Annotated in this window: 8 protein-coding genes; 3 read left to right on the top strand and 5 right to left on the bottom strand. The window is 58.4% G+C overall.

Going from position 1 to position 14081, the window contains the following annotated elements; all coding sequences use genetic code 11:
* Nucleotides 1-20: 20 nt before the first annotated feature.
* Nucleotides 21-218, bottom strand: coding sequence for a hypothetical protein (locus NG895_RS20145; protein WP_252854329.1), 198 nt, complete (start codon nt 216-218; stop codon nt 21-23).
* Complete coding sequence (locus NG895_RS20150) at nt 215-1714, bottom strand: purine-cytosine permease family protein (RefSeq protein ID WP_252854330.1); 1500 nt, start codon at nt 1712-1714, stop codon at nt 215-217. The genes NG895_RS20145 and NG895_RS20150 overlap by 4 nt, the downstream gene beginning before the upstream one ends.
* A 159-nt stretch (nt 1715-1873) precedes the next feature.
* On the opposite strand from NG895_RS20150, the gene NG895_RS20155 reads away from it, so the two are divergent.
* The 3 genes from NG895_RS20155 to NG895_RS20165 are packed head-to-tail and all read left to right on the top strand — an operon-like array spanning nt 1874 to nt 6167.
* Nucleotides 1874-3595, top strand: coding sequence for a DUF5060 domain-containing protein (locus NG895_RS20155; protein ID WP_252854331.1), 1722 nt, complete (start codon nt 1874-1876; stop codon nt 3593-3595).
* Nucleotides 3596-3606: 11 nt separating this feature from the next.
* Entirely contained in the window at nt 3607-5214 is a 1608-nt protein-coding gene (locus NG895_RS20160; protein WP_252854332.1) for a glycoside hydrolase family 28 protein, read from the top strand.
* Between the two features lie 44 nt (nt 5215-5258).
* A complete protein-coding gene (locus NG895_RS20165) occupies nt 5259-6167 on the top strand; it encodes a sugar phosphate isomerase/epimerase family protein (protein ID WP_252854333.1) in 909 nt (302 codons plus the stop codon).
* Here NG895_RS20165 and NG895_RS20170 read toward each other — a convergent pair.
* The 3 genes from NG895_RS20170 to NG895_RS20180 all read right to left on the bottom strand — a co-directional run bounded on the left by NG895_RS20170 (nt 6134) and on the right by NG895_RS20180 (nt 13962).
* Complete coding sequence (locus tag NG895_RS20170; protein WP_252854334.1) at nt 6134-9337, bottom strand: glycoside hydrolase family 2 TIM barrel-domain containing protein; 3204 nt, start codon at nt 9335-9337, stop codon at nt 6134-6136. The genes NG895_RS20165 and NG895_RS20170 overlap by 34 nt on opposite strands.
* Nucleotides 9338-9468: 131 nt before the next feature.
* On the bottom strand, nt 9469-10560 hold the full coding sequence (locus NG895_RS20175) for a glycoside hydrolase family protein (protein WP_252854335.1): 1092 nt from the start codon (nt 10558-10560) through the stop codon (nt 9469-9471).
* Between the two features lie 3 nt (nt 10561-10563).
* Nucleotides 10564-13962, bottom strand: a complete 3399-nt coding sequence (locus NG895_RS20180; protein ID WP_252854336.1) for a glycosyl hydrolase — start codon at nt 13960-13962, stop codon at nt 10564-10566.
* Nucleotides 13963-14081: the final 119 nt, after the last annotated feature.

The raw sequence follows: 14081 nt of genomic DNA on the forward strand, positions 1-14081 counted from the left end.
TAATATTGGAAAGAGGGTAGCTAGCTTTGTTCACCGAGTGGTTTTGCCTTGATCCAGAACACGGCCGAGCCAAACCACATGAGCATACCGAGAACCATTAGCAGGTTGTAAGTGTCGTGGCTAATCGCGCCAGTAAAGACGGAAAAGCCCGCTCCTACAGACAGCGCGAGACCGAGCATTGCGATGGTCTTCATAAGAGTTTCAAGGTGGCGTGTCATGGATGCTCTCCGGATGGAAGTTCTCGGCGTGAGCCGGCTTGCTGCAAGAAGCTGCAAACCGTGTATAGGAGCACGGCGATCAGCCAGGCGGGTAGTACTTGCAGGAAGAAATCGGCGTGGTAGTTGGCGAGAAATTCGGGCAGCACACTGTTGAGCCACTCGAACATCGGGTACTGATCTTTGGCATAGAGCAAAAAGCAAATGGTGAAGGAACCCAGCCAGCCCACCGCGGCAGGCCAACTCCAGAGCAGACGCTTGTGCTCGGCGAAATAGGGGATGAGGCCAAGACGCGGAAAGACCCAGTAGTCGATGAAGATGAACGCCCCCAGGGGCATGAAAAACAATCCGTAGTAGGCCACGATGCGGTCCAGATAATAGTTGACTGCAGGAATGCAGGCGGCAACGATCATCACCGCGCCGGCAAACAACGTGACTGCCCAGCGTCGCCAGTTTGGCGTCGCGACTTGAAATGCGAGTCCCGCGCGGTACAGCGTGGGATTGGCGGTGGTCCATCCCGCCAGCACTACGCATACGAGCCCTGCATAGCCGGCAGAAAACATGGCGATGTTCCCCGGATTGACGTTGGGCTTTTCCACTCCTGCGGCAGTTTCCGCCACCGTAAAGGCGGCGCACATGATGCCCGAACAGATCCACGCCATGTAGTGGCCCAGAAACATGCCAAACGCGGAACTGAATCCCATCTGCCACTTCTTGGCGTATCGAAAGATCGTGACATCCGCCATTCCCATGTGCTGCGAGATATTGCACAGCCAAGCGAGACCAACACAGTGCCCGAAGCCGTACTGGATCTGTCCCTCCTGTGCTACGCCGGTCCATATCTTTTCGTTGGCGACTGCCCAGAAATCGCTGGGCCGCTCAACCCCCAGCGAGGCCAGCGACGCCAAGCCGCCAGCTAAGAACACGCAAGGCATCCACGGCGCCGCTACTTTGGCAAAGTGCGCCAGCTGCTCGAAGCCTAATACGGCCAGCAACGCCACCACCACGCCAACTGCCACGGCAATCGCAATCCACGCTAGCGACGGGATTTGGTCGTCATTCAGGAAGTTGGGGCTCTCGACGCCTGCAACGTTTGCCACGGCCGTGGTCGACACATTGACCATGGCGCCGGCCAGTAGACAGAGAACGATGGCAAATAGACCGGAGTACAGTACCGTCAGGTACGGCCCCGCCAGGCGGCGAATCTGCCAGTAAATGGTCAGCCGCTCGCGTACCGCAATCGGGGCGCACATCAATGCCCAACTTAGGACCGCCAGTAGATTGCCGACAGCGAGGCCCACAAACACGTCGAATGCCGTCACGCCATGCATGACAAGCAGCGGACCGAGGATGAACTCCGTACCCGCAATGTGTTCGCTGGAAAACATGGCGATGAACGTTTTCCAGCCGTAGAGCTTGTCCTCACTAACGGGTTCTCGGTCGTATTCGTACAGCGCGTCGAGGCGTTCTACGATCGAAGAGGGTGGAATATTCGACATGACGAGAACCTTGCACTCCCGCGCCATGGCTCAAGATAGGGCCGCCGAAATGCGTAAAAGGAGGTTTGAATCGCGAAGCGTCTTGGAATAGTATCAGTTGCTAGTCTGTTAACCGGACCTTGTCACTCCTCTTGTTGCAAATTGTTTCTGCGAGCTGCCATGAATCGCATTCTCTGCACTGGCGTTAGCTATTCCGTACTGCTGTGGGCTGTCGTGGGGGGCCTAGCTTCCAGTCCCACGTCGGTGTGGGCGGATGAGGTAAGCCTTTATCGTGTGTTTGAAATCGCCATTGAGAACGAAAAGTCGTACAACAACAAGTTCACCGATACCGAACTGCGGTGCAAATACGTCTCTCCTTCCGGGCGAGAGGTAAACTTTATTGGTTTCTTCGATGGCGATGGTCAAGGTGGCGGCGATCGGCGAAACGGAAGTATCTGGAAGCTTCGCTTCATGCCGGACGAATCAGGCGAGTGGAGATACCACTGGACCTGGAGTGATGGCACTCCCGGCGGCGAGGGAAGCTTCCGCTGCGTCACCCGTGGTGCCGGTAAGGGCATGTTGCGAGCCTACGAGAAAAATCCTCGTTGGTTTGCGTACAACGGCACCGAGCCAGTTTGGATCAAGTCGTACTATGAAACCGGTCATGGTTCCATTGCTCAACCGTTCGACTGGGTTACCGCCAACGTTTACCAACCACTCTTGGACCGCGGATACAACCACCTACAGGTGAATTGGCTACTCTCATTGTGCTGTTTTGGCCAATACTACCTGGATGGCCCACCACCGTCGACACAAAATCTCGCCCTGTATCAGGAAGGCAAAGCATCGAGCACAATGCAACTGCATGTATGGCACCTAATGGAGCAGCATCTCGGCTGGCTGAACGATCGGGATGTGCATGTCCACATGTTTCTGGGGTTTGAAGGACGCAAGAACGACGGCCCCAGTTGGGACAAACTCAGTGACGAGGAGAAGGACTTCTACGTGCGATACACGGTTGCCCGCCTGGCTCCCTATGCAAATTTGACTGGCTGGAATTTTGTGTGGGAAGATCCAGGCCACCGAGAAAGCCACGAGCTCGGCTGGGCGCGGCTCGTCCAGAAGCACGACGTGTTTAACCATCTTCGCACCTACGAAGACGAACACCCGCGGAATAATGAGTACCAGCGGCCTGAGTACACCTTCGCGGCGATAGAGAACCACAGGATTGCCGCACCCGAAAAGCCGATTGACCGACTGTACCACAAAACCGCGTGGACTCACCATCTAGCCTGCTTGGTCGGTTACGTGCCAGGTAAACCGGTTTACATGTCCGAAGGCAACGCGTTGTGGCGACGGTATTGGCATGAACGCACCGGCGCCACGCAAAACGATTTGCGGCAAGCGGCATGGGGGTGTGCCACGGCAGGCGCTTCGTTTTGCTGGAACGGCCACGCGAAGGAGTATGAATTGGCTGTCCGCGGGCCAGAAGGGATGCCGTTCCATGGCAACGACAATCCTTACATCGAGTCGGCCAGATACATCGACATCCTCTCCGAGGTACTCACGGCTGAAGTCGAGTTCTACAAAATGGAGCCTGCCGACTACCTGCTCACTCGTCAGGACCCATTCCGAGTATGGTGCCTTGCCGAGGCCGGGCGACAATACTTGGTGTTTGCCGCGGATGGCGAGCCGTTCCGTGTCCACTTGACGCCCGGCAAATACAAGAACAACGTCTGGATTGATGCGAAGACGGGACAACAGAAGCCATTTGAGGAAGTGAGTATTGCGGAAAGCGACCTCGCAACGGAACAGCCAGATGAGCGGCTCGATGGCACGAAGGGCGTGCAAGCTCAACCGCCCGACTCGAATACCGATTGGGTGCTGATATTGCGTCCGTAGGGAGTCCAGCGATGCAGGCGGAACGCTTAAGAGGGGCGATAGTACTGGTGTTGTGCTGCGCCTGGTCGACATTGCCGGTACACGCCGTTGAACTCACGGAGCGTGATGTCGGTCCTCAGGCAATGCCGGCCGAGATCGAGCCTATCGATGCTCCGTTCAAGCTGCCGAAGCTCCGAAAGCCCGAGTTCGGTGACCGTCGCGTCGCATTGGAACTCTCTTCGGACCTTCAGAAGAGCACACTGGTTACCGAAACGATTCAGCAGGCCATTGATCAGTTGTCGGAGGATGGCGGTGGCACGCTCATCTTGCCGCGAGGTGAGTGGCTCACTGGCCGACTCACACTGAAGTCAGGCGTAAATTTGCATGTACCACAAGGCGTAACGCTTAAGTTCTCCGGCCAGATTGAAGACTACTTGCCCGTCGTGCGTGCCCGCTACGAAGGCACCGAGGTGATGTCGGTCGGCGGCCTTATTTATGCCGATGGAGCGGAACGGATTGCGGTAACCGGCCGTGGTACGTTGATCGGACCGAGCGACGGTCCGCTCCGCGAGGCACGTCCCGGTTTAGTGGAGGATGTGGTCGACGTGACCTTGCCGGTCGAGCAGCGCGTGCTGGACGGCCGCGAAGGGCGGCATTATTTCAGGCCCCAATTTATTTCGCTGATTGATTGCCACCAGGTGTTGATCGAAGGTGTCACACTCCGTAACAGCCCGATGTGGAACGTGGTGCCGATCTATTGCGACCAAGTCATCGTTCGGGGGGTGACCATCGACAGTCACGGCGTCGTGAACGGCGATGGCGTGAATATTGTCTCGAGCCGTAACGTGCTGGTGGAGTATTGTACAACAAGAACTGGCGACGATTGCTTTGCACTAAAGGCCGGGCGTGGCCGGGATGGAATGCGCACCGCGAGGCCCGTGGAGCAGGTCGTGCTACGGTTCAATCACTCGTCCGGCGGATTTGGCGGTCTCTCGTGTGGCAGCGAGACGGCCGGTGGCATCCGCGATATCTACGCCCACGACTGCGTGTTCGAAAACGTGCGGCACGCGGTTTACATCAAGACTCGACGTCCGCGCGGAGGAGGTGGGGAGCGAATCACCATCGAGCGAGTACACTTCACTTCCCAGTATCATGGCATTCTTATCGACATGATTGGGCTCCCCATGTACGTGGGCGAGTTGGGGCACCGACTGCCCCGCCGCGAGCTTACGCCGCTAACGCCCTACTATCGCGAGCTCACCGTTCGCGACCTTGAGGGCACGTGTGCCACTGGTGATGCTTTGAAGATCAAGGGCATCCCAGAGAGTCCGGCCAACGAACTGTTGTTCGAGCGATTGTCGATTACTGCTCCCGGCCTGCCGAACCTGGCGGATGTGGCGAATTGCAGTTTTCTCGATTGCACGTTCCAAGCCAAGCATCCGGCGCTCAAGCTGCTGGATGCCGCCGGGGTGAGTTTCAAGGGTTGTCGAATTCTGGTGGCGGGAGCAACGCCTGAGGTAGACGTGACTGGCGCAGAATCGAAAGATATTGTGTTTGATGACCAGGAGCCCGCTCTCACGGAGCAGGATATCCACGCCCATGATGGTGCAGAGGGATCGGCCGTGCGTCTTGAACCTTAGTGAGTGCCTGAAATCTGGTTTAGTGTTCTAGCGAAAGATCAATCATGGACCGAAGAAAGTTCCTGCAGGTATCGGCCGCCGCTTGGGGCTGCCAGCTAGCTTCCCGAGTGCATTCGGCAGAAGCAGCGACTCCCCCTCGCTATCGTATTGGTGTCTGCGATTGGATGATCCTCAAGCGGCAAAAGCTCGGCGCGTTTGCGTTAGCGGAGGAGATCGGGGCAGATGGACTGGAAGTCGATATGGGCTCGTTGGGCGGGCGTGAGACGTTCGACAGCAAATTGAGCGACGCCGCTGTGCGGAAGCAGTTTCTTGCCGAATCGAGGGCTCGCAGTGTGGAGATCTGTTCGCTGGCCATGTCGGGCTTTTATGCCCAGTCGTTCGCCGAGCGTCCCACCGTCCCGCGGATGGTGGGCGATTGCCTGCAGACCATGGTTGCTATGGGCGTGCGGGTGGCCTTCCTGCCTCTTGGGGTTCAGGGCGATCTGATCAAGCATCCCGAACTGCGGCCGAAGATCGTGGAGCGTCTGAAGCGGTTGGCCCCCAAGGCGGAAGAAGCCAACGCCGTAATTGGCCTGGAAACAGCCTTGCCCGCAGAAGGTGAGGCGGCACTGATTGACGAGATCGACTCGCCGGCGGTGCGCAGCTACTTCAACTTTGCTAATGCCTTACAGGCGGGACGAGATCTGCACAAGGAACTCGAGACTCTGGGGCGAGACCGTATTTGCCAGATTCATTGCACCGACCAGGATGGAGTACTGTTGCGCGACAACGAGCGGCTGGATATGCAAGCTGCGAAGCATTCGCTCGATTCGATGAAGTGGTCTGGGTGGTTGGTGGTCGAGCGTTCCCGCGATGCCAGCGATGCCCGCAATGTTCGCAGGAATTTTGGTGAGAACGTGCGTTACCTGAAACAGGTGTTTCAGTCGGAAGTGGCCTCCATCGAAGCATGCTGATGCATGATTCGCGTGGCTACGATACCGGGGTCGTCCGTAGATTCGATAGGGGCAATGATCACATTCAGTTCCATTGGCTTCGGCAACACGGCGTACTTCTTCAGTACGCCGGGACCACAACTGCTGTTGCCAAGTCCGCATTGGGCTGTGTCGAGGGACAGCACCACATCGGCGCGCGGCTTGAGCTCACTCCATTGCCTGGCAGCGGCCAGTTCTTCAGCGGTGTACGGGATGGCCGAGTAGGCGAATGGAGAGTTGATGGCCGCAACCAGCAGACCGCGCTGCGTCTTGTCTACGAGCGCCAGCCAACGAGTATCTTGCCTCGAACCGGTTTCTTGCGGCCGGGGATACGGCGTGGCGGCGGTCGTGACGGGGCAATTCCAGCGGCCGATCAGTGCCGAGTGCTTGCGATCGGGGTAGTTTTCGTGAGGTCCGCGGCCGAACCACTCGAGTTGTTTCAGACCTCCCTCCAGATGCATAACCACGCCCATACGCGGTAGTGGAGGCAGTTCACCATAAGGTTCGAATCGGTGGCGCATCTGAATCGTCCCGCTGCCGTGGATGAGCCACTCGATGGAGTGCTTCACGCCACCAGGTCGCACTTGGGCATCCACCGACGTTGTGATCTTCACCAGCGAAGGCGACAGGCGTTCTGCTTGGCAACTGCGTAAGTCGGTTTCGACATCGGCTAGATCCGCATCGCTCCACAGCTTGGCGAGCCAGCGGCCAAAGCCGCGGTCGTTATCGGTGGGGGCACGATAGAGTTGTAGTCTCGGGCCCGCCGAACTGGTCGTTGCGAGGTATTCCTTGCCACTGTATTGCAGTTGGGTCAGCATGCCCGTATGCCGATCGAAGGAAACCCGCACGGTCGCGCTTTTCAGGGCGTACTCGTTCTCTCGCTGCTTCAATTGAAGGGGGACCGTCTTGGCGGACATTACGAGCGGCTGAGTGTCGACACGGGTGGCCAGTGGCCACTGGCAGCTGGCGATAAGGTGTCCTTGGTCGGCCCATGCAGTCGACTGTTTTAGCGATAGCTCCAACGTCAGCCAGGTGTCCTTCTGGAGTCCGTCGAGTGGAAGTGCTATTTCGATTTCTTCCTTGTCGCCGGCGGCAGCGGTCAACGTTGGTCCTTCGCCGGTGAGTGTGGTGCCATCCGCCGCGATTATGCTCCAGGTTGTCTGCAAGTCCGAAAGATCAAGTACATGACGTTGGTTTCGAACCTCCAGTCGGATAGCCCCTTCACTCTGCGACAGCAGCTCCAACTTCACGGGTTGATAGACCTTCTGCACCTCGAAGTATTTGGCGGTAAGCTCGCGGTCTGCCATCAAGATGCCATTCAGGCAGAACGTGCCGTGATTTGGCTCATCGCCAAACGACCCGCCATAACCGAATGCTATGCCGTCAGGTCCCTTAATTGCTAATGCTTGGTCGGCCCAATCCCAAATGAAACCTCCAGCCAACCGCGGATGGGTGTCGATCTCCTGCCAGTACTCCGCCAAGTTACCGACTGCATTTCCCATCGCGTGGGCATATTCGCTCGCCACGATGGGACGATCGCCTGGTTGCGTCTCGGCGACGTCCAACAGCCGGTCCCAGCGGGCGTTCTCCGGAGGGACTGCCGCATTTGGGGCATCAGGGAGACTGGGATGCAGGTACTCCGCACGAAGTCGCGGGTAGAAGCGGCTGATGAAGTCGACGTCCGCCGGGTCGCTCGATCCCTGGGCACCTTCGTAGTGTACCAGTCGCGTAGGGTCGACCGATTTGGCCCAGGCAGCGGCTGCGGCAAAATTCGGCCCCCAGCCCGACTCGTTGCCCAGCGACCAGCAAATAACGCATGGTTCATTTTTGTCGCGTTCCACCAGCCGCACGACTCGGTCGAGAAACGCGGTTGCCCACCGTGGTTCGTTGGCCAGTCGGCCGCGCAGGCCGTGCGTTTCCAGATCGGCCTCGTCGATCACATACAGGCCCAACCGATTGCACAGCTCGTACCACCGCGGATCGTTGGGATAATGGGCGGTGCGTACCGCATTGATGTGGGCTTGCTTCATACGCAACGCATCGTTCAGCATTTGTTCATCGGTCATGGCATGGCCTGTCAGCGGATCGTGCTCGTGACGGTTCACGCCTCGTAGCTTGAGTGGCCTGCCATTGATCAGCAATTGGCCATTACGAGTTTCGACGGTGCGAAATCCAACATCGCAAGCAACGGTCTGCTGCGGGCGTCCATCCGCGTTGTTGAGCGAAAGTACCAGCCGGTAGAGATGAGGGGTTTCGGCCGTCCATTTCGCAGGATTCTCCACCGTGGCGTTCAGCCAGCCGAACGGCCCCGTGCCTCGCTGGGGAGTTCGTTCTACCAGTACATCAGGCTTGTAGTCGCGGTTGAGAATCGGTTCGGCATCGTGCCGTAAGTCTGCTGGGAGTACCGGTTCGCCGGATGGAGCGAACAGCTGCGCAACGACTTCCCATCCCGCGATTTTAGCCAGCGAAGTAGCGTCGAGTTCTACGTCAATTGCTAGCTCAGCATTGCAGTAGTCTTCATCGAGACTGGTGCGGACGGTGAAGTCGACGATCCTGGTCGGGGGAGTGGAGTAAAGCACGACCTCGCGGTGGATACCGCTCAGCCGCCACATATCCTGGTCTTCCAGATAAGTTCCATCGCTGTAGCGAAACACACGAACGGCGATCTGGTTTGCGCCTGATTGAACCTGCTCGGTCACTTCGAATTCGGCTGGCGAGCGGCTGCCCTGGCTGTAACCGATCGGAACGCCATTCATCCAGACGTCGAACGCGCCTTCCACGCCGGCGAAATGCAGGAACACTCGCCGCGATTTCCATGCCGCGGGAATGCTAAAGTGGCGAGCATAGCATCCCACTGGGTTGCGGTCGCGATAAGTGGTCCAATCCTCGGGTGGCTTGGACGTTACCCGTGGCGGGTCGATTCGAAACGTGTAGCCCGAGCTTTTATAGATGGGCGTACCGTGCCCATGGAGTTGCCAGTTTGACGGCACGGGAATGGAAGTCCAACTGGTTGTATCGAACGTCGGCAGGTAAAAGTCGCGTGGGCATTCGTCGGGCGTCGCCGCCCAGTGGAAGTGCCAAGGGCCGTTCAGGGAATGAACCCACGGCGAGCGATCTCGCCGGTTAGCGATGGCATTGGCTTCTGATCCCATTGGCCAGGACGTGGCCCTCGCCGGTAAGCGATTGCGATGCAGGACCTGTTCGTTCTCCCAGTCCGGCGCAGCATGCAAGGGTTGCCTGGACACGAGGCAAGCCACGATGATCAAGCAACTGGTCAGACGCGTCACGGAGAGTCTTTCGTGTTGCCTTGGCGAAGGTCGCGCGAAGTGGCCAACGCTATAGTGCGTACCTTGCCGCCAACGCTGCAGTAGTAGTGGTACACGACTCCATTGTGCTTGATGATCCAGGGCTTATGGGCAAAAGGTGTGTCCCAGGGCTCCGAAGGACTGATCAAATCTTCGCCTTGCCACTTGGTCCAGTTCACCAGGTCGCGAGAGACGGCGAAGGTGTCAAACGCTCCCTTTTTCCAGCCGGCCCCAAAGTAAACCATCACCCACAGGTCGCCCATCCGAATAACCTGCGGGTCGCCTGAGATGCCTTTGAGGTTGTCGATCACGGGGCCATCGCCATAGCGTCGCCAATTTTGCATGTCGTCGGACACGGCGATGCCAATTCGTTCGATCCAGTCGCCTTGTTGTTTCGCGTTGTAATACATGACAAACCGGGCGCCCAACGTTTGCCTCGGATCGTGAAAGACGTGGCTCTTGTAGAGGGTCTTCTTCTCGAAATCGCGGGCATCCGTATCGTCGGGGGACATCACGGGATTCTGTTCCAGGCGGTTCCACTCGTGCGGTTTGCCAGGCGTCGTGGTCCAGGCCATTCCGATCGAGAGGGGGTCGGTTTCGTACCCCTGCTTGTGACCGCCAAAGTAAGAAAGCCAGTACTTGGCGTCGTGCTGCTGCAGCTTGTAGCTGCCACCCCAGGTTGGATCGACCAGGGCGATGCTGCCATCGGCTTGCCAGCTATCCCACCCTTCCTTGCGATAGCCGAGCACGGTGCCGGTGATTTCCCAGTCTAACAGGTTGTCACTTTCGGCCAGGATGGTTTCGTAACCGACCTTATCCTTAAACCGCGCCAGGATCATCAGCCACTTGTCATCGTGACGGAACACGTTGGGGCAATCATAATATTCATCAGCAGCCGGAGTCAGGAGAGTGCCATACTTGTGCGGCGTCTTGAGCGATTCGTAGACCTCCCGCATGGTTTGCTTCGCGATGCCCTTGTCATCGGCTTGAGCTTGAACGGTAGTTGGCCGGCACGCGAATGTGAGAATGGCGGCCGCCAACAGTGTGGAAGTCCACTTGGGACGGTTCATGGTCTACTCGCTTATCAAGTGCACGGCGCCTATGACACCGTAGGGAGTTAGTTGGGTGTCCGGCAGTCGAACCGGCGCGGAGGTCCAGGTCAGGCGTTGCTCTTCTGGCAGCGAGGCGTCCGCTATTAGTCGATTCTTCCAGGTACTCGGCACGCGCAGGCGGAGATGATTCTCTCCGGGCTGAAGGGCGGCCGTGACTTCCAGTCTCCAGGGTGCCGTCCACACTACGCCACAGTCCTGGTTGTTGATCTCCACTTCAGCCAGTGGCGCCAGTTCGTCGAACTCCAGCCACGTCCGCCGATCATCCTCGGGCTGCCAGGTGAAAGTGGTTTCGTAGACCGTCACGCCCGCGAAATGCTTCACGGCAGTATTGCTGCTTTGTGAAAGATCGTTCAGTACGGTCACATCGCGGTCGGGGGGACTATCGCCAACCGCGGCTTGGAACGATACGTGCCAGCGACCAGCGAGGGACGTATGCGTGGAGGGAGTGGAAGATTGGTACATTCGGTTGCCGGTGATATCGTCTCGCAGGACCAGCAGCAAACTCTGCCCGGGCGCGAAAGCCAAGCTGCATTGCGTGCCATGTTCGGAATTGCGGCTGGTACGTAGCTGGCATATGTCGCCGGTCACTGGGTCCCACAGCTCCACCGTTTCCCGTTTCTTTCGTACCGAGAACGTTACCTCTAGTTCGCGATCCAGTTGGTTGGATAAGAAGTAGAGGTCCCAGCCGTCGCCGGTTCGATGATTCCAGGCGAGAGACTGCGCATTGCCCGCCGACTGCGTCTCAACCGTGAGGTCAGGCGAGATGCCAAAACGCTCGAGGGTGGGATCCAGGTAGGGCCCCTGAAGAAAGCGACTCGGGTGCGCCTCGAGCCAGCCAACGGCAGACGCAATGCGAGTATTGGCATCCTGCTGTGAGAGGCTGGGCGAGTCCGTTAACGTTTCGTGGCACAGGATAGTGCCCCCCTGTTCGACCAGTTCAGCCAATTTTTCCAGCAACTTCGGGGTGATCCGCTGCGCTGCAGGCCTCATCGGGCTAGCACCGGGTAGGACCAACAGGTCGTAGGCGGCACCGTCGGCCAAGGTGATACGGCCGTCTTCGACCCTGGTCCAACGCAGCAGTGCATCGGTATTGATGGAGTCGTACTGGTAGCCCCCGAGCGGGTTTGCCCAATTGGCGGGATCGACAATGTTGGCCGACGCCCGCACTCCGGTTGGTCGTTCGCGCTGTGGCTGACCTAGGTTGGCCAGTCGCTCTCGTTCGCGGGCGATGGTCAGCTCGCCGATGAGTCCGGGAAGGGTGTCGAGCAACCGTTCTGGGGGGATGGAGCGACTCGGGAAATCATCCCCCGTCCACACCGCCACGTCGGTTACAGGGCGACCTTGCTGCAGCACTGCGCTGCACCGAGTGTAGTATTGCATCCAACCGCGCGACGCGGGGAGCCACGGTTGGTCGCGTTGGAAGTACAGGCCGACGCCACCTAGTGTCTGACCCGGTTTACGGTCGAGCCACGGATTGTGCGTAAACACATGCATGACCATTCGGTTGGCACCCAACGCCAGTTGGCGGTCGCCCAGTGTCTTGAGTTGGCTGGGGGCCTCATCCCAACGGATGCGCAGTTCCGTGAACGCCTCCGCCTGGACGATCCGCTTTCCGTACACGTGGGCAGCGGAAATGGCGTCGCGCATGTCATTCGGCTTGTCGTGCGTGGGACTGTTGAGCCAAAACTCTCCCATCGGCACGTCGACCAGGGAGAAGTGCCGCATGGCATCGCCGGGCATGGTGGGGGCGGTACATTCGGCCGAGAAGGTCAGCCCCTGTTCGTGAGTCAGTTCGCGAAGGGTGCCAAAGAATGCCTGTGTAGTCAGATCGGCAATGGTAGCTCGCATGTCCCGCAGAAAGCGTTCGCTGGTCTCTGCCGACCCGACTGGAATGCCCGCGATACATGGCAGATACCGCCGGAGGTCGTAACCTCGCAGGCGGCGAAACTGCTGGGCGAATCCAGGCGTCCAGTTCTGGCCGCCACATTCCCAGCTATCGACATGAAAAGTGGTGAGTAGACGATGGGTTGCCTGTTCGCCAATCTCTTCCGCAATCTGGCGGTGAAACTCGCCGTACCATTTGTCAAATTGCAGCCGGATAGCCTCCGGGTTTAGCTTGTCGCACTCCAGTCCCAGCCCACCTCCTGCCGTAGCATTGGTGCTTCCGGTTGAAGTGTGGCCAATCCTGAGTAGCGTCCACTCGCCGGCAGGAGCGTTCCACCGCAGATAATTGTCATCGGTCAACTTATCGCTCAAGTCGACGATGTCCTGAAGCGGTACACAAACTTCGTTGGGAGTGGTATTGGAGTTGTTCCATTCACTCATTCGCCAAAGCTTACCGCTCTTGCCACGGTAAGATCCAATGGTTGGTTCGCTGCCAAGCAGAATCGAATTCAGTTTCAGCACGGCAACCCATTTGGCCGAATCAAGGTCTTCTGCGCCGGGCTCGGAACCCTCGGGAGTCCAGGCGAAACGAAAGATCCGGGCAGTGGTTGCCGGAATGGCATGCGTGACTGGCGTGGCTTCGTCTTGCCACCCATGCCGAGGAGGAGTGAGCTGCTGGACCAGTTCGAATTGGTCTCCCTTCGCGCTTGCCAAGACCGAGAGCCGTTGGCATTGGTAGTTATTGCCATCAGGGGTGATGGTCACACTACGGCACGTGAAGGGTTCCGCAAACTCAAATTGAATCCAGCACGGCGTTTCCGAACGATACCTGTCCGAGTTGTCCGCGACCGACAGCCGTGAGGCGTGAAGTTCGTTGTCGCTTGTCGTGACCAGCGGCGATCGCTGGTTGCTGCTTTCGCGACTACCTGGCAGGCTGGGGAAGGCCAACACTGCCACATCGCGGTAATAGTTGCTGTCGTGCAGTGGCTGAGGAATCTCCAACGAGACTTCTTGCCCACCAACGAAGTCGATGCGCTGCCAAACGAGGCATTGCATCGAAAGCTCGGGCGTAATCCAGGGACCGCCGGCCACGGCAAACCCATCGCAAGCGTGCACGCCTAACTTCAGTCCCAGGCGATCTGCCTCTTTCGCTGCGTGGCGCACCATTTGCCAGAAGCGTGGCGAGAGTTGCGTGGCAGGAGGCTTGTACGCAGGCGGCGTGTCGGGACCCTGGATCGGCATTAAATACGCACCAGCCAGTCCGGCACGCTTCATGGCTTCGAGGTCAGCCGTGATACCTTCTGGGCTCACTCGCCCTTTCATCCAATACCAGAATGTCCAAGGGGCAGCCTCTGCAGGTGGCGAGCGAAACGCCCGCTCCAGTTCGGCCGGACGGACGCCGTAGGCCCGCGGCCCCGAAGTCGATGCGAGGCTAACGACCGCCATTAGGAAGAGCAGCGTGGAACATCGTATCATTGGGTTCAAGCGACTTTCTCCTGCGGGCATTTTTTCTATGCTATACGTTCGGAGAAATGGGCTCCAACAATCATTGCCTGTTTCTTGCCTTGTTTTGCGTCACGCGGTGGCAAGTGGCC

This window comes from Aeoliella straminimaris (genome assembly GCF_024054565.1).
Lineage (GTDB): Bacteria > Planctomycetota > Planctomycetia > Pirellulales > Lacipirellulaceae > Aeoliella > Aeoliella straminimaris.

What these genes read in the sequence shown, in the direction of transcription:
- NG895_RS20145 (WP_252854329.1), bottom strand. Translation starts at nt 218, where the DNA reads ATGACACGCCACCTTGAAACTCTTATGAAGACCATCGCAATGCTCGGT.
- NG895_RS20150 (WP_252854330.1), bottom strand. Translation starts at nt 1,714, where the DNA reads ATGTCGAATATTCCACCCTCTTCGATCGTAGAACGCCTCGACGCGCTG.
- NG895_RS20155 (WP_252854331.1), top strand. Translation starts at nt 1,874, where the DNA reads ATGAATCGCATTCTCTGCACTGGCGTTAGCTATTCCGTACTGCTGTGG.
- NG895_RS20160 (WP_252854332.1), top strand. Translation starts at nt 3,607, where the DNA reads ATGCAGGCGGAACGCTTAAGAGGGGCGATAGTACTGGTGTTGTGCTGC.
- NG895_RS20165 (WP_252854333.1), top strand. Translation starts at nt 5,259, where the DNA reads ATGGACCGAAGAAAGTTCCTGCAGGTATCGGCCGCCGCTTGGGGCTGC.
- NG895_RS20170 (WP_252854334.1), bottom strand. Translation starts at nt 9,337, where the DNA reads ATGGGATCAGAAGCCAATGCCATCGCTAACCGGCGAGATCGCTCGCCG.
- NG895_RS20175 (WP_252854335.1), bottom strand. Translation starts at nt 10,560, where the DNA reads ATGAACCGTCCCAAGTGGACTTCCACACTGTTGGCGGCCGCCATTCTC.
- NG895_RS20180 (WP_252854336.1), bottom strand. Translation starts at nt 13,962, where the DNA reads ATGATACGATGTTCCACGCTGCTCTTCCTAATGGCGGTCGTTAGCCTC.